General features: G+C 64.7%; 14 protein-coding genes. 6 read left to right on the top strand and 8 right to left on the bottom strand.

Annotation, left to right across the window (positions count from 1 at the left end):
* Positions 1-9: 9 nt before the first annotated feature.
* The 8 genes from B6V74_RS10145 to B6V74_RS10110 form a co-directional block, all read right to left on the bottom strand.
* On the bottom strand, positions 10-495 hold the full coding sequence (locus B6V74_RS10145) for a TrgA family protein (protein ID WP_075776519.1): 486 nt from the start codon (positions 493-495) through the stop codon (positions 10-12).
* Between the two features lie 154 nt (positions 496-649).
* The gene (locus tag B6V74_RS10140) at positions 650-1,360 is read right to left on the bottom strand and encodes a ThuA domain-containing protein (protein ID WP_088722717.1); all 711 of its coding nucleotides are present in this window, start codon (positions 1,358-1,360) and stop codon (positions 650-652) included.
* Positions 1,360-2,226: an NAD(P)-dependent oxidoreductase gene (locus B6V74_RS10135; RefSeq protein ID WP_088722716.1), complete on the bottom strand. Its 867-nt coding sequence runs from the start codon at positions 2,224-2,226 to the stop codon at positions 1,360-1,362. Before B6V74_RS10135 ends, B6V74_RS10140 begins: the two co-directional genes overlap by 1 nt.
* Entirely contained in the window at positions 2,226-3,752 is a 1,527-nt protein-coding gene (locus tag B6V74_RS10130; RefSeq protein WP_075776522.1) for a sugar ABC transporter ATP-binding protein, read from the bottom strand. Before B6V74_RS10130 ends, B6V74_RS10135 begins: the two co-directional genes overlap by 1 nt.
* Positions 3,749-4,738 carry an ABC transporter permease gene (locus B6V74_RS10125; RefSeq protein ID WP_088718684.1) on the bottom strand — a complete coding sequence of 330 codons (990 nt, stop codon included), beginning with the start codon at positions 4,736-4,738 and terminating at the stop codon, positions 3,749-3,751. Before B6V74_RS10125 ends, B6V74_RS10130 begins: the two co-directional genes overlap by 4 nt.
* Positions 4,739-4,748: 10 nt before the next feature.
* Positions 4,749-5,723, bottom strand: a complete 975-nt coding sequence (locus B6V74_RS10120) for an ABC transporter permease (RefSeq protein ID WP_075776524.1) — start codon at positions 5,721-5,723, stop codon at positions 4,749-4,751.
* A gap of 129 nt (positions 5,724-5,852) precedes the next feature.
* Positions 5,853-6,650 (bottom strand): SDR family oxidoreductase, encoded by a 798-nt coding sequence (locus B6V74_RS10115; RefSeq protein WP_075776525.1) that lies wholly within the window; start codon positions 6,648-6,650, stop codon positions 5,853-5,855.
* Between the two features lie 77 nt (positions 6,651-6,727).
* The gene (locus B6V74_RS10110; RefSeq protein ID WP_075776621.1) at positions 6,728-7,678 is read right to left on the bottom strand and encodes a sugar ABC transporter substrate-binding protein; all 951 of its coding nucleotides are present in this window, start codon (positions 7,676-7,678) and stop codon (positions 6,728-6,730) included.
* Positions 7,679-7,945: 267 nt separating this feature from the next.
* Between B6V74_RS10110 and B6V74_RS10105 the strand changes: the two genes are divergently transcribed.
* The 6 genes from B6V74_RS10105 (at position 7,946) to B6V74_RS10080 (ending at position 15,348) form a co-directional block, all read left to right on the top strand.
* The gene (locus B6V74_RS10105) at positions 7,946-9,712 is read left to right on the top strand and encodes an extracellular solute-binding protein (protein ID WP_240497090.1); all 1,767 of its coding nucleotides are present in this window, start codon (positions 7,946-7,948) and stop codon (positions 9,710-9,712) included.
* Between the two features lie 11 nt (positions 9,713-9,723).
* Positions 9,724-10,527 (top strand): SDR family oxidoreductase, encoded by an 804-nt coding sequence (locus B6V74_RS10100; RefSeq protein ID WP_075776527.1) that lies wholly within the window; start codon positions 9,724-9,726, stop codon positions 10,525-10,527.
* A gap of 89 nt (positions 10,528-10,616) precedes the next feature.
* A complete protein-coding gene (locus B6V74_RS10095; RefSeq protein WP_075776528.1) occupies positions 10,617-11,918 on the top strand; it encodes a Xaa-Pro peptidase family protein in 1,302 nt (433 codons plus the stop codon).
* 77 nt (positions 11,919-11,995) lie between these two features.
* Positions 11,996-12,994: a thiamine pyrophosphate-dependent dehydrogenase E1 component subunit alpha gene (locus B6V74_RS10090; RefSeq protein ID WP_088722714.1), complete on the top strand. Its 999-nt coding sequence runs from the start codon at positions 11,996-11,998 to the stop codon at positions 12,992-12,994.
* Positions 12,995-13,004: 10 nt separating this feature from the next.
* Positions 13,005-14,000: an alpha-ketoacid dehydrogenase subunit beta gene (locus tag B6V74_RS10085; RefSeq protein WP_075776530.1), complete on the top strand. Its 996-nt coding sequence runs from the start codon at positions 13,005-13,007 to the stop codon at positions 13,998-14,000.
* Positions 13,990-15,348, top strand: a complete 1,359-nt coding sequence (locus B6V74_RS10080) for a biotin/lipoyl-containing protein (protein ID WP_088722713.1) — start codon at positions 13,990-13,992, stop codon at positions 15,346-15,348. The genes B6V74_RS10085 and B6V74_RS10080 overlap by 11 nt, the downstream gene beginning before the upstream one ends.
* Positions 15,349-15,354: the final 6 nt, after the last annotated feature.

Raw genomic sequence — 15,354 nt, 5'->3', positions numbered from 1 at the left:
GCGCGGTGTTCAGCGCCCGTAGCGGCGATAGGCGAACTCCGACAGCAGGCCCGCGCCCATCGCGCCCAGACCGAGCGTGATGACCGGCGCCACCCCCAGCGAGGCCACCCCGATCGCGACACCCTGCCCGATGACATCGGTCACGGCGGAGAGCACGTCGTCATAGCGCATCCGCAGTGCCAGCTTCAGCATCTGGATTGTGCCGAGGAAGAAGAAGGTCCACATCAGGACATAGATCCCGCCGCGCAGCCCGTCATTGATTGCATCGACCCAACGCCGTCCCTCCGACACGCCCACCACGCGCCAACCAACCAGAAGCCCGAAGGAGCCCATGATCAGGCCCAGCTCTTTCGCGCCATCGACCCCAGCCGGAATCGCAGGCATGATCTGTTGGGCGGCGAAGAACCCCGTCGCCCCGAGCGCGAGCGCCGCGAAAAGTTTCGCGAGGGTCGGGATTTGCGCCTGCGACTTGCGCACTGCGATACGTTGCATCATTGCCGGGCCTCCATCTCGAAACCGATCCGGTCTGAGGGTGATCCCTACTGGTTAACGCGCGATTACGGCGAAACTATGAAAGACTGACGTAAGGTAATACGACATCAAGAAGGCCATCACGAAGGACGCATTTGTCCGGTCGCGTCGCTCGCTTTCACACGTCAGGCCCCCGCGCCGCCCAATGCATCCCGCGCCGGATGATCTCGGTCACCTGCTCGACCTTCAGATCGTCGAGCGTGTGCCCGATCGAGCAATAGAAGATCCGCCCCTTGTCCCAGCGCCGCTTCCACACGACCGGAATCACCGTGCCCTCGATCCACCACAGGTGATCGCCCGAGAAGGTCGTCGTCGCGAGCACCTCGTTGCTCGGATCGGTAAGCATATAATACTGCTCGGATTTCAGCCGGAAGCTGCGGATGCCCTTCACGATCGGATCTGCGGGGCGGCAGATCGTGACGTCGTAGTCGACGTAATCGTCGGTCGGCACAAGGTTGTCCGGCCAGCCCGGTGGATGGGCGACGAACTGCCCGCCGATCAGGAAGTGGTAGGTCGGGCGGTCGCGGAAGGCATCGCCCATATGGCCGTGCCAGCCCGCCAGCCCACAGCCGCTTGCCACCAGCTTGAGAAGCCCGTCCTCCTCCGCCTTGGTCATGTTGCCGAATTCCGGCTGGTGCGCGGAGCGGGCGGACGACCAGATCGGCACGATCAGGTCGCAATCAGCCATCTTCTCGGGTTCGGCAAGGGGCGCGAGCGTGTCATGCACCACCACCTCGAAGCCCTCGCCCTCCAGCAGGTCGCGGCACCAGTCTGCGAATTCGGTCGGCGCGTGGCCTTCCCAGCCTCCGACGAAGAGAACGGCTTTCATTATTTATCCTTTCGCGTGAAATCGACCATCGAAGCCATGTCGCGCGCCCCTCGGCCCGCAGCTTCGGCGGCGCGCAGCCGCTCCAGCACCACCTCGCCCTGCGGCAGCGCGACGCCAAGCTGCGCGGCCAGTGCCTGCGTGACCTCCATATCCTTGCGCGCCAGCGCCACTGTGAAACTGACCGGGTGGGCGGCTTCGTCCAGATAAAGCGGCTTGCGGTAGCTCAGCATCGGCGCGGCGGCGGCCGAAGCCTCGATCGCGGCAAAGGCCGTGCTTGTGTCGATGCCTGCCGCATCGGTGAGGCTCAGCGCCTCGGCGAGGGTCTGGTTGACGCTGTGGATGAGCATGTTCACGGCGAGCTTCATCACCGCGCCGTCGCCCACATTGCCCAGACAGATCACCGTCTTGCCCATGGCATCGAGCGCGGGGCGCAGCGGCGCCGCCTGATCCTCGGTGCAGCCCGCCATGATCATCAGGCTCGCCGCCTCGGCCGCGGCTGTGGAGCCCGAGACCGGCGCGTCGATCACCTGCCAGCCTGCGGGGGCCTCGCCCGCGAGATCAGCGATATGTTCGGGGCTCATCGTGCCCATCTCAAGCACCGTCAGCGGACCGGACGCGGCGAAGAGACCGTCCTCTCCCAGATGCACGGCGGAGGACGCCGCATCGTCGGAGAGCATCGTCACCACCAGTTCCGTCCCCTCCGCCAGGGCGCGCGGGGTGGCGGCCACCCCTGCTCCGGTCTCGGCGGCGAAGGTCTCAGCGCGGTCCGGAGAGCGGTTCCAGACCGTCACCTCGTGCCCGGCCGCGATCAGGTTGCGCGCCATCGGCGCCCCCATCCGCCCGAGCCCCGCAAACCCGATCCGCATCACGCGACCTGTTCTTGCTCGATCCCGGAAATCGCGGCGACGAGGCTGTCCTCGGTCACTTCCTCGGCGGTGAAGCGGCGCATCACGCGTCCATGATACATCGCGAGGATGCGGTCCGAGACATGAAGCACTTCGGGCATCTCCGAAGAAATCACGATCACCGCGTAGCCCGAGCGGGCAAGCTCGCGGATCAGGTCGTGGATCTCGGATTTCGAGCCCACGTCGATGCCGCGCGTTGGCTCGTCCACGATCAGGATGCGCGGATGCATCGCGAGCCATTTGCCGATCACGATCTTCTGCTGGTTGCCGCCCGAGAGATTGCCGACCGCCTGCCGCCAGCTGGGAGTCTTGATCTTCAGCGTATCGCGATACTGGTCGAAGATCGCGATCTCGGCCCCGTCCGACACGAACGGCCCCGAGGTCAGATCGCCCACCTGCGGCAGGGTGATGTTGTCGCGGCAGTTCATGCCAAGCACCAGCCCCTGTTCCTTGCGGCTTTCGGGCACCAGCGAGATGCCTTTCGCGATCGCGTCGGCGGGCGAGTGGATCGAGGTCTCCTTGCCGTCGATCTCGATCGTGCCGGCGGTGGGACGGCGCAGGCCGAACAGCGTCTCGGCGATCTCGGTGCGCCCCGCGCCCACAAGACCGTAGAAGCCCAGCACCTCGCCCTCGCGCAGCTCGAAGCTGACATCCTGGAACAGCTTGCCGCAGCTCAGCCCCTCCACCTTCAGGGCGACGTCACCGGTCTTCACCTCAGCATGCTGGCGGCGCGACAGGTCGAGCGAGCGCCCGATCATCAGCTGGATCACCTCGTCCTCGGTGGTGTCGCCGGCGACCAGCGTCCCGCGATAGCCGCCATCGCGCAGCACCGAGATCCGGTCGGCCAGCGTGAATATCTCGTCCATTCGGTGCGAAATGTAGACGATGCCGACGCCGCGCGCCTTCAGGTCGTTGATGATCTCGAACAGCACCACCTTCTCGGCATCGGTCAGCGAGGCGGTCGGTTCGTCGAAGATCACGACCTTTGCATCTACCGTCAGCGCGCGGGCGATCTCTACCATCTGCTGGTTGGCGATGGAGAGTGCGCCCACCCGGTCCTTCGGGCCGAAGCCGCAATTGAGGCGTTTGAGGATTTCCTCCGACTTGGCGAAGAGCGTCTTCCAGTCGACCCGGCCAAGGCTCCGGCGCGGGAGTTCACCTAGATAGATGTTCTCGGCGACCGTCATCTCCTCGGCCAACGACAGCTCCTGGTGGATCAGCACCACGCCGCGCCGTTTTGCCTCGAGGGGCGTGCGCATCGTGACCGGTTTGCCCTCGATCTCGATCGTGCCCTCGTCGGGTTGATACATCCCGGCGAGCACCTTCATCAGGGTGGATTTGCCCGCACCGTTTTCGCCCAGCAGCGCGTGGACCTCACCTGCGCGGACGTCGAATGTCACGTCGTCCAGTGCGCGCACACCGGGAAAGGTCTTGACGATCCCCTTGAGTTGCAGCGCGGGGGTCTTGGTTTCAGCAGCGTCGCTCATACCCGAAGCTCCTCTTTGCCCTTGCGGTTGAGCTGCTTGTCGAGCAGCAGCACGGCGATCAGGATCGTCCCGAGGATCACCAGCACGTAGAAAGCGGGCACCTGCATCAGGTTCATCCCGTTGCGCAGGATGCCGATGGCGAGCACGCCGCCCAGCGTGCCGATGATATTGCCCGCACCGCCGTTCAGCTTGGTGCCGCCAAGCACGACCGAGGTGATGACCCACAGTTCGTAATTCGTGCCGAGGTTCGGCGTCGCCGCGCCCATCTGCGAGGACAGCGTGACCCCTGCAAGCGCCGCGAAGAAGCCGACGATCATGAAGTTGATCAGCATGTGCGGCCCCACGCGGATCCCCGCATTCACCGCTGCTGCCCGGTTGCCCCCCACCGCGTAGGTGTTACGGCCATGCACGGTGCGCGCAAGCAGCAGATGCACCACTACCGTGCAGACGAGGAACAGCACCGCCAGCGTCGGCAACGGTCCGAGATTGCTCGACCCGAAATCCGAGAAGGAGAAGTTCATCGCGAAGAAGGACTGTTCCTTGGTGTAGACGAAGACGAGCCCGCGCACGCCAAGCATCGCGCCCAGCGTCACGATGAAGGCATCGACCCCGGTTTTCCAGACGATGAACCCGTTGAGCGCGCCAAGGGCGGTGCCCGCTACCAGCGCCGCGATCACGGCGGGCAGGAGCGCCCAGTTGCCCCAGGCCGAGAACATATCCCAGCCCTGAATGTCGACGCAGAGGCTCGCCGCGAGGGCGACGACCGCACCGACGCTCAGGTCGATATTGCCGTTGATCATCACCAGCGTCATGCCGAGCGCGATCAGGCCGATGGTCGAGGTCTGCACGAGGATGTTCTGGAAGTTCTGCACCGCGAAGAAATACGGGTTCGCGAAGCTGAAGAACACGAAAATCAGAACGATGAAGCCCCATATCGGGTTGGCTGCGAGCCAACGCACGGGCGATTTGATAACGGTATCCGCCATTGTCTCCTCCTCAGGCGATCGGGGAAAGCAGCCGGCCACGCTTGGCCGCGATGTCGAGCCAGACCGCGAGGATGATCACCACCCACGTCACCAGCCACTGCACGTAATATTCGAAGCCCATCAGCAGCAGGCCGTTCTGGATGAAGCCGAGGATCAGCACGCCGATCACCGTCTTCCAGATCGTGCCCGAGCCGCCCAGCAGCGACGTTCCGCCGAGGATCACGCCCGCCAGCACCTGCAGCTCGTAGCCTTGGCCCACGTTGTTCTGCGAGCCCATCACCCGGCTGCCGAGGATGATCGCGGCGATGGCGACGCCGGTGGCCGAGATCAGGTAGGTCAGGAACACCACGCGCGAGCGCCGCACGCCCGAGAACACCGCCGCCGTGGCGTTGCCGCCGGTGGCGTAGATGCGCCGTCCGAAGGGGGTGTAGGCCATCGTCAGGTGCAGCACGATCGCGCAGATCCCGAAGATCACGATGGGCGTCGGGATATCGAAGATCGAGCCGCGCCCGAAAATCTTGAACCAGGTCTGATCCTGATTGACGATATCGACGTTCTTGCCGCCCGAATAAATCAGCGTGAGGCCCTGTATCGCCGAGAGCATACCGAGGGTCACGATCAGCGAATTCAGCCGCGCGACGCCGACGAGCAAACCGTTCACCGCGCCGAGCGCCAGAGTGGCGACCAGCATCACACCAATCGCCGGTGCCGGGCCGATCTTGTCATGCAGATCGACCACCAGGACGGTCGAGAAGGACAGCATCGAGCCCACCGACAGATCGAGATTGCCGCCGATCACCACCACCGTCACGCCTAGCGCCATGACCCCGATGATCGCCGAGGAGCGTATCACCGAGAAGAGGTTCTCCGGCGACAGGAACCGATCCGAAAAGATCGAGAATCCGATCAGGAACAGAGCGAAGGCCACCAGGATGCCCTGCCGCGCCAGCACGCCGGCGATCGTTTTCCACCTGTCTCGGTTCATTCCACTCCCCCTGCTGTCACGCGCCACGCGCGCCGTGTGCGGGCTGCTTGCGGCAGCCGGCTTCTCCACATGCGAATTCGCCATTTTCTCCTCCCGTCGGGCAGCCTCCTCGCTGCCGCTGACGGCGGGTCAGACCAGTGTCATACCGCCGTCGATCATCACGATCTGTCCCGTCATGTAGTCACTGTCGGGCGAGGCGAGGAACGTCGTGGTTCCCGTGATATCGGCAGGTCGTGCGACCCGTCCGCGCAGGATGCCCGAGGCGAACTCCTCCATCGCCTGCCCGGGCGCCTGCGCCGCGCCGATCTCCATCAGGTCGCGATCGACCTCTTCCCACATCTCCGTCGCCACCACGCCCGGCGCGAAACCTGTCACGGTGATATCGTGCTTCGCAAGATCGCGCGCGCCTGATTGCGTCAGCGAAACCACCGCCCATTTCGAGGCGCAATAGGGCGCCACGTTGTCAAAGCCCTGACGGCTCGCGATCGAAGCGGTGTTGATGATCTTGCCACCACCGCCCTGCGCGATCATCTGATGGGCCGCTTCCTGCATCCCGATCAGAGTGCCGAGCCCATTGATATCCATGATGAAATGCCAATTATCTTCGGTCACGTCGAGGAAGTTCATCGGGCGATTGACGCCCGCATTGTTGAACACCACGTCGACCCGGCCGAATTCCGCAGCGACCTTCTGCATCATCGCGCGCACTTCGTCACGCTTGGTCACGTTCACCTGCGCCGACATCACCCGGCCACCCGCAGCTTCCGCGCGCGCCGCATTCTCCGTCGCAAGTTCGGCGACCCGCTCACCGTTGAGATCGGCGAAACAGACATCCGCCCCCTCATCCAGCAAAGCCTCGGCAATCGCGCGTCCAATACCGCGCGCAGCACCCGTCACGAGACAGACCCGTCCAGTTACGCGTCCCATCGAATTCTCCGTTTTTCCTGCAATAAGGTGGGCATGGGTCGCCCCGTGAGCTTGACCCATGCCCTGGGGAGGAGAGATCAGAAGGCAGGCTTCTTGAACTGGTCCATATTCTCCTGGGTGATCTGGGGCGTCTTGAAGTAGTTCATCTTCGGAACGTCCTTGCCCTGGATCACGTCGATCGCGGTCTGAAGCGCGTTCTTCGCATCGTCGATCGGCGACTGGTAGACCGAGCCGTAATACTCGCCCTTCTTCATCGCCTCGTAGCCGACCGCGAAGTTGGTGGCGCCGACGAACTTGATGTCCTTGGCACGACCCGCAGCCTTGGCGGCGTTGAGCGCACCGACGCCCATGTTGTCATCGGCCGCATAGACGCCGTCGATCTTCGGATATTTCACGAGGAAATCTTCCATGACGCGCTGCGACTTCTCGCGGTTCCAGTCGCCAGGCTGGGTGTCCATGATCTTCACGTCGGGGCAAGCTTTGGCCAGCTCGTCCTCGAAGCCCTTCTGGCGTTCGATCGCGGTGGTGTAGCCGGGCTTGCCCGAGATCTGCACGATGTCACCCTTGCCGTTGAGCCCGGTGCACATCATGTCCGCGGCTTCCTTGCCCTGCTCGATATTGTTCGGGCCCGAGAAGGCGGCGATGAAGGGCATGCCCTGCTCGGCGATGTTGGAGTTGGTGATGATGACCGGGATGCCCGCGTCATGCGCCTTCTTGACCGCCGGGACTACGGCCTTGCCGTTGGTCGGCCAGACGATGATCGCCTGCACTTTCTGCTGCACGAGATCCTGGATCTGCGCGATCTGGCGCGCCACGTCGCCGCCCGCATCGAGCACGACCGCATCGACGTCGGGATTGGCCGCCGCCGCCTCCTTGAAGGCCTTCTCATAGGTGGTCTGGTAGCTGTCCACCCCGACGTTGTTCTGCGTAATGCCGATCTTCATCTGTTCGGCCCATGCACCGCCGGCAAGCGCGAGCGTTGCGACTGCGGTGGTTCCGGCGACGAGCGCCTTCATCGATCTTTTCATCATTATCCTCCCATGATGTTTCAGTCCGGCCGTTGGTCAGCCGTGGCACCCACCCCCTCCTGAGTGTCTGCCATGCAGCCCGAATCCTCCGGCGGCACATCCTGATCATTCCGACAGCGGCCCCGGCTTTCGCCCGCCAACTTATCCATTTTGAACATCTTTGCATCCATAATGGATATTTTTGCTAAGGTGAACGATCCTCGATCTGGACATCTTTCGGAGGACTTCATGGCGAAGCAACCAAAACCACAGCTCGGACACAGACGCGTGACCAAACTCGATCCGCAAAATATCCAACATGGACATACCGGCGCCCCGGCGCCGTCCGCGTCCGTCGTTCAGGATCGGGACACCGCGCTGTCGATGATCGACCTGCTCGAGTCTCTCGCCGACGAGATCGATTCCACGCTCGCGCTCTCCACCCCAAACCCGTATCTCGCGATGGCCGCCCATCTGGTGCGCTGCCATCTGGAGGGCAAGATCGTCACGCCCTCCTCGCTCGTCGCGGCTTCGGGCGTGCCCTACGCGACGGCGATGCGCAAACTCTCGGACATGATCGATGCCGGGATGATCGAGCAACGCCCGCGCACTCGCTCTGGCAAGACCGTTTCGCTTCATGCCAGCACGCAGCTGCTGACGAACTGGGGCCAGCTTTCCGATCGCGTCGCGCGTCTGGCCCGCAAGCACCTCGCCGACTCCGATGGGGGCGAGCGCGACTATTACTTCGGCGGCACCTACCTCGCCGGTCATTCGATTGCTCCGCCCTCGGTGCTGCCCGAGCCGATCACCGTGCCGGGCGGCCTGCGCGTTCTGGTTCATGGCGATCCGACCTTCATGGTGATGGAGAACCTCAAGCGCCAGTTTGAACATATCGTGGGTACATCGATCTCGCAGCGGGCCTTCTCGATCGACCGGCTGCACGAAGAGACGCTGCGCAATGCCACCCGCAAGACCAGCCATTACGACATCATCGCCGTCGACCTGCCGTGGATCGGGGAATTCGCGAAGAAAGGGCTGTTGATGCCGCTCGACGAGGTGATGGATATCTCGCGCCTCGATCCGAGCGATTTCCATACCGCGGGCTGGCGTGGTGCCCATTGGGAGGGCCGCCCCTATGGCGTGCCCAGCCAGACCACGCCGGAACTGCTGTTCTACCGCAAGGATCTGTTCGCCGAAGCCGGGCTGAAGCCACCGTCCACGACCGATCTCGTGCTCAAGGCCGCGCGGCATTTCCACGACCCCACGCATGGCCGCTACGGCATCGCGTGGAACGCCGCGCGCGGCACCGCGCTGGGGCACACCTTCATCATGGCGATGGCCGATTTCGGCCAGCCGGTCGTCAATCTCGACCCGATCGCGGGCGGGTTCGACGCCGATCATCTCGATCGCGACGATTTCGTTGCGCAGTTCGACACCCCCGCGACCGAGGCGGCTGCAGAGTACCTGCTGCAGCTGATGAGCGTCTCGCCGCCCGACATCCTGTCGATGTCCTGGTACGAGCGCGTGCGCCCCTACGCGGCGGGCAAGGTCGCGATGGCCTATGGCTATACGCTGCTCGCGCCGTATTTTGAACTCGACGCGAATTCGCCCGCGCATGACACGACCGGCTATCTTCCGCATCCGACAGGGCTTGGCGCGAAGCCGGTGGCGCCTGTGGGCGGATACGTGCTCGCGATCCCGGCCAATCTACCCGAGGAGCGGCGCGCCGCCGCGGCAGAGGCGCTGATCGCCTTCACCTCGCCCGCGGCGCAGAAACTGTACGTGCTCAACGGCAGCCGCACGGTGCCGCGCTACTCGGTCGGCGCCGATCCGCAGGTGCAGCATCTCTCGCCGATCTTCGAGGCGGTGGACGCGATGTCCTGGCGCGACGAGCTGCAATTCTGGCCGCGCCCGCCGCTGCCGAACATCTGCGAGCTGATCGAGATCTGCGGGCAGGAAATTCACGACATGCTGCGCGGGGTCACCACCCCGCGCGAGGCACTCGGCAAGGTCCAGATTCGGGCCGACCGGGTGCTGAGGACAGGTTCAAGTTAGGGAGGAAAGACATGGACCCCGATCGACTGAAGGGAAAGAACATCCTGATCACCGGCGCAGGCCAGGGCATGGGTGCGTGCAACGCGGAGTATTTCGCGCAGCAGGGCGCGAATGTCTGCCTGGGTGATATCGATCTCGACGCAGCCCAGGAGACCGCCGACCGTATCAACAAGGGCGGCAACGGCAAGGCGATCGCGGTGCGCATGGACGTCACCAAGCGCAAGGACAATGCCGATGCGGTCGCAGCCACCGTCGACGCCTTCGGCATGATCAATGTCGGCCTGTTCAATGCGGGCCTGAACAAGCCCCGGTTCTTCATGGATATCGATGAAGACAACTGGGATCACATCATGACGGTCAACACCAAGGGCATGTGGCTCGGCATGCAGGAAACCGCACGGCAGATGATCGCGCAGGGCAAGCAGGACTATCCCTACAAGCTGATCAACGTGGGCTCCGTCGCCTCGCGCAAGCCGCTGGTCGACGTGACGGTCTACTGCACCTCGAAATATGGCTGCCTCGCGCTGACCCATTGCGGGGCGATCGCGCTGGCAGAGCATGGCATCACCGTGAACGGCTACGCGCCCGGCGTGGTGAAGACGCCGCTCTGGGAGCAGCTCGACAAGGATCTCGTGGATATCGGCTTCAAGGAGCGTGAAGGTCAGGCCTTCGACGATCTGGCCGAAATCCTCGCGCTCAAGAAGGTCTCCTACCCGGATGACGTGAAGGGAACGGCGGCGTTCCTCGTCAGCCCGGAGAGCGACTACATGACCGGCCAGATGATCCATATCGACGGCGGCTGGGTCATCCAGTGATCCGCGCCTGAACCGGGCCAACACCCCGGGACTCTTAGACAATCGCAACCGAACAGGCGCGCCGGAACGGCCGCGCCGGGAGACATATCATGACCACGACCGCCCTCAACCCGCGCATTCTGCAACCCGGGGACATCGACCCGAACTGGCGCTGGGAAAAGCACATCCCCGCCTGGGGTCACACCTCGGTGGATTTCGAGCGCCGCGTCGATCACGACCGTCTGCGCCGCTACCGCCTCAGCCGCGCCAAGGATGCGCTGAAGAAATCGGGCTGCGGCTCGCTGCTGCTGTTTGATGTGAACAACATCCGCTACATCTCCGGCACCAAGATCGGCGAGTGGGAACGCGACAAGATGTGCCGGTTCTGCCTGCTCGCAGGCGATGAAGAACCCTATGTCTGGGACTTCGGCTCCGCCGCCGTGCACCACCGCGAATATTGCGACTGGCTCGACCCCGAGCGGATGCTGGCGGGCGTCGTCGGCATGCGCGGAACGATCCCGCCCTCCTTCGGGCTGATGAAGAAATATGCCGAGGAGATCGCCTCGCTGATCAAGAAGGCCGGGATGGCCGACATGCCGGTGGGCGTGGACTATGCCGAGACGGCGATGTTCTTCGCGCTGAAGGAAGCCGGGCTGAACGTCGTGGACGGCCAGCAGGTCATGCTCTCGGCCCGCGAGATCAAGAATATCGATGAGATCCAGCTGCTCAACCAGGCGGCTTCGATGGTCGATGGCGTCTACCACATGATCCACGAGGAGTTGAAACCGGGCGTGCGCGAGAACGATATCGTCGCGATGTCGAACAAGCTCCTCTACGAGATGGGCTCGGACGACGTGGAAGCGATCAACGCGATCTCGGGCGAGCGCTGCAACCCGCACCCGCATAACTTCACCGACCGCCTGTTCCGGCCCGGTGATCAGGCCTTCTTCGACATCCTGCAAAGCTATCAGGGTTACCGCACCTGCTATTACCGGACCTTCAACATCGGTCGCGCGACGCCCTCGCAGAACGACGCCTACATCCGGTGCCGCGAATGGCTCGACAACGCGATCGCTTTGATCAAGCCGGGCGTCACCACCGATGTCGTCGCGAAGGCTTTCCCGAAATGCGAGGAATTCGGCTTCCCCGACGAGCTGTCGGCCTTCGGTCTGCAATTCGGCCACGGCCTGGGTCTCGCGCTGCACGAACGGCCGATCATCAGCCGGGCGGTGTCGCTCGACAATCCGATGGAGATCCAGACCGGCATGGTCTTCGCACTCGAAACCTATTGCCCGGCCTCTGACGGCTATTCGGCGGCACGGATCGAGGAGGAGGTCGTGGTGACCGACAAGGGCTGCACCGTGATCAGCCTTTTCCCGGCCGAAGAGCTGCCGATCGCGGCCCGCTACTGACCGGCTCCCGGGCCCGCGCCATTCCGCGCGGGCCCGGACCTTACGCATAACGCCTACGCCAAAGGGGGGAGCGCGCCATGGCCAAAGCCACCAAGCGCAAGACGAATACCGAAGACTACCTGCGCATGTATCGCCAGATGGTGCGCATCCGCAGCTTCGAGGACAACGCCAACCAGCTGTATCTCTCGGCCAAGATGCCGGGCCTGACCCACATGTATTCCGGCGAGGAGGCCGTCGCGGTGGGCATCTGCGAGGCGCTGACCGACGACGACAAGATCACCTCGACGCACCGGGGCCACGGCCATTGCGTCGCCAAGGGGGCCGAGTTCAAGCAGATGTTCTGCGAGCTTCTCGGCAAGGCCGAGGGCTATTGCCGCGGCAAGGGTGGCTCGATGCATATCGCCGATCAGAGCCACGGCAACCTCGGCGCCAACGCCATCGTCGGCGGCTCGATGGGGATCGCCACAGGGGCCGCGCTCTCGGCCCGCCGGCTCGGGCGCGACGACGTGACCGTCTGCTTCTTCGGCGACGGCGCGACCGCGCAGGGCCTTTGGTACGAGGTGATGAACATGGCCGCGCTCTGGAAGCTGCCGGTCATCTATGCCTGCGAGAATAACGGCTATTCCGAATACACCAAGACCGACGAGATCGCCGCTGGTTCGCTGACCGCGCGCGCCGAGGCTTTCGGCATCGAGAGCTTCGAGGTCGACGGGCAGGACGTGCTGGCGGTGAACGAGCTGGCGCAGCGACTGGTCGCCCGCGCCCGCAAGGGCGAAGGCCCGTTCTTCATCGAACTCAAGACTTACCGCTACCACGGCCACCATGTCGGCGACATCAACCGCGACTACTACCGCTCCAAGGACGAAGAGACGATCTGGAAGGAGCAGCGCGACCCGATCATCAATTTCGGCAAATGGCTCGTCGGCGAGGGCGTCGCGAGCGATGCGGAACTCGAGGAGATCCGCGAAGCGGTGAAGAAAGACGCCGCCGACGCCGTCGAATATGCGCTGGCCGCCGCCTACCCCGACGCGGGCGAGGTCGACATGCATGTCTACGCCCCCAACGACGCCGCCTGAGGAGGAAATCATGCGCGAGATCACCCTGTCCAAGGCCGTCAACGAGGCCATCGCCGAGGAAATGCGCCGCGATCCCACGATCTTCCTGATCGGCGAGGACGTGGCCGAAGCCGGCACCCCCTTCAAGGTCCTCTCCGGGCTCGTCGAGGAATTCGGCACCGAGCGGATCATCGACACCCCCATCTCCGAGCCCGGTTTCATGGGCCTCGCTGTCGGCGCCGCGATGACCGGATCGCGACCTATCGTCGATCTGATGTTCGGCGACTTCCTGTTTCTGGTGATGGATCAGCTCTGCAACCAGGCGGCCAAGACCCATTACATGTCGGGCGGCAAGCTGAGCGTGCCCTTGGTGCTGCGCACCAATCTGGGCGCGACCCGGCGCTCGGCCGCGCAGCACAGCCAGTCGCTCCATGCGCTCGTGGCCCATATCCCGGGGCTGAAGGTCGCCCTGCCCTCTTCGGCCTACGAGGCCAAGGGGCTGATGAAGACCGCGATCCGCGACAACAGCCCGGTCGTCATTTTCGAAGACAAGCTGATGTATAACGACAAGGCTCCGGTGCCCGAGGAGGAGTATTACATTCCCTTCGGCGAGGCCAACGTGCTGCGCGAGGGCAGCGACATCACTCTGGTCGCCACCTCGTCGATGGTGCAGGTGGCGCAGGCTGCCGCCGAGACGCTGGCCGCGGAGGGCATCTCCGCCGAGGTGATCGACCCGCGCACCATCGTGCCGCTGGATGAGAAGACAATCCTCGACAGCGTGCGCAAGACCAGCCGCGCCATCGTCATCGACGAGGGCCACCAGAGCTACGGCATCACCGGCGAGATCGCCGCGCGCATCTCGGAGAAGGCCTTCTACCATCTCGACGCGCCGGTGCTGCGGATGGGCGCGATGGACGTGCCGGTGCCGTTCTCGCCCGCGCTCGAGGATCTGACCGTGCCGACGGCAGAGGGCGTGGCGCAAGCGGCCCGCCGGCTGGTCCGGCAGGAGGTGAGCGATGCCGCATGAGGTCATCATGCCCGCGCTCGGCATGGCCCAGCAATCGGGCCAACTGGTCGCCTGGCTGAAAGCGCCGGGCGATGCCGTGAAGGCGGGCGAACCCCTGATGGAGGTCGAAACCGACAAGGCCACGATGGAGGTCGAGGCGCAGGCCGACGGCTACCTCGGCGGGCTGCGCGCGAAGGCGGGCGATGACGTGCCCGTGGGCTCCGTGGTCGCGGTGATCGCCGAGACGAAGGAAGCCGCGGAGGCCGAAGCTGGCGGAGAGGTTGCCCAAGACGCACCTGCCGACGAGCCGGCCTCCGGGTCCGATACCGAGACCGCGAACGACGACGCGCTCCCCGAGGGTGCGGAGGTCATCATGCCCGCGCTTGGCATGGCGCAGGAGACCGGTCAGATCACGACCTGGCTCAAGGAGCCGGGCGACGCGGTGGGTGCCGACGACATTCTCTTCGAGGTCGAGACCGACAAGAGCGCCGTCGAAGTACCTGCCGGTGTCTCGGGCTACCTTGCCGCGATCCTCGCGGACCCCGGCGAGGAAGTCCCGGTCGGCGCGCCGATTGCGATCATTTCGGCGGAGGCGCCCGCGAATCCGGTCCGCCGCAGCCACGCGCAAAAACCGGCCGCGCCCAAGCCTGCCAAGGCAGAAGCCCCGGCGAACAAAGCCACGCCGGAAAAAGAGACCACATCGAAGCCCGCAGCGGCTAGGCCGTCTGCGAAACCCGCGGCAGCCCCCGCGCCCGGCGGTCGCATCCTCGCCTCGCCGAAGGCGAAACGGCTGGCCCGCGAACAAGGGCTCGACCTCGCGCGGCTGGCCGAGGCGGGCATCGCGCAGCCCTACCACGTCTCGGATCTCGAGACGCTGCGCACCCTGCCCGCACCGCAAGCGGCGACAGCGACGGCTCCGACCGCTCAAGCGCTGCATCTGAGCGCCGAGGTGTCGGCGAAAGGCTTCGCCGCGTTCTGCGACTGGATTGAAGCGGAGACGGGTCAGGCCCCCGATCCGGGCGCGCTGCTCGCCGGTCTCGCGACAGGTGCGACGTTCTCGGGCCCGGTCGCGGTTTCGCGTCACGGGCGCAGCCGCTGCTTTGCCGATCCGGGCCGTCACCCGCTGGGGCAAGCCCCCGAGTCGGAAGAGGATGCCACCCCCGCGCTCCTGATCCGCGATCTGCGCGGCAGCGCGTTGCAGCGGATCTCGCTCGGCGCAGAGGCGCAGCCAGTGCTGACGCTCACCGGCTCCGATCCGCTGACCCTCACGCTCGAGGCCGATCCCGGCCAGCTCGCGCCCGAGACGGCGCTCGACCTGATAACCGGATTTGCCGCGCGGCTGGCCGAGCCGCTGCGCCATCTCCTCTGATACAAG

The organism is Thioclava sp. F42-5, from assembly GCF_002213195.1.
Lineage (GTDB): Bacteria > Pseudomonadota > Alphaproteobacteria > Rhodobacterales > Rhodobacteraceae > Thioclava > Thioclava nitratireducens.
Note: the sequence above shows the minus strand (reverse complement) of the source record. Positions and strands in the feature narration are given on the sequence as shown.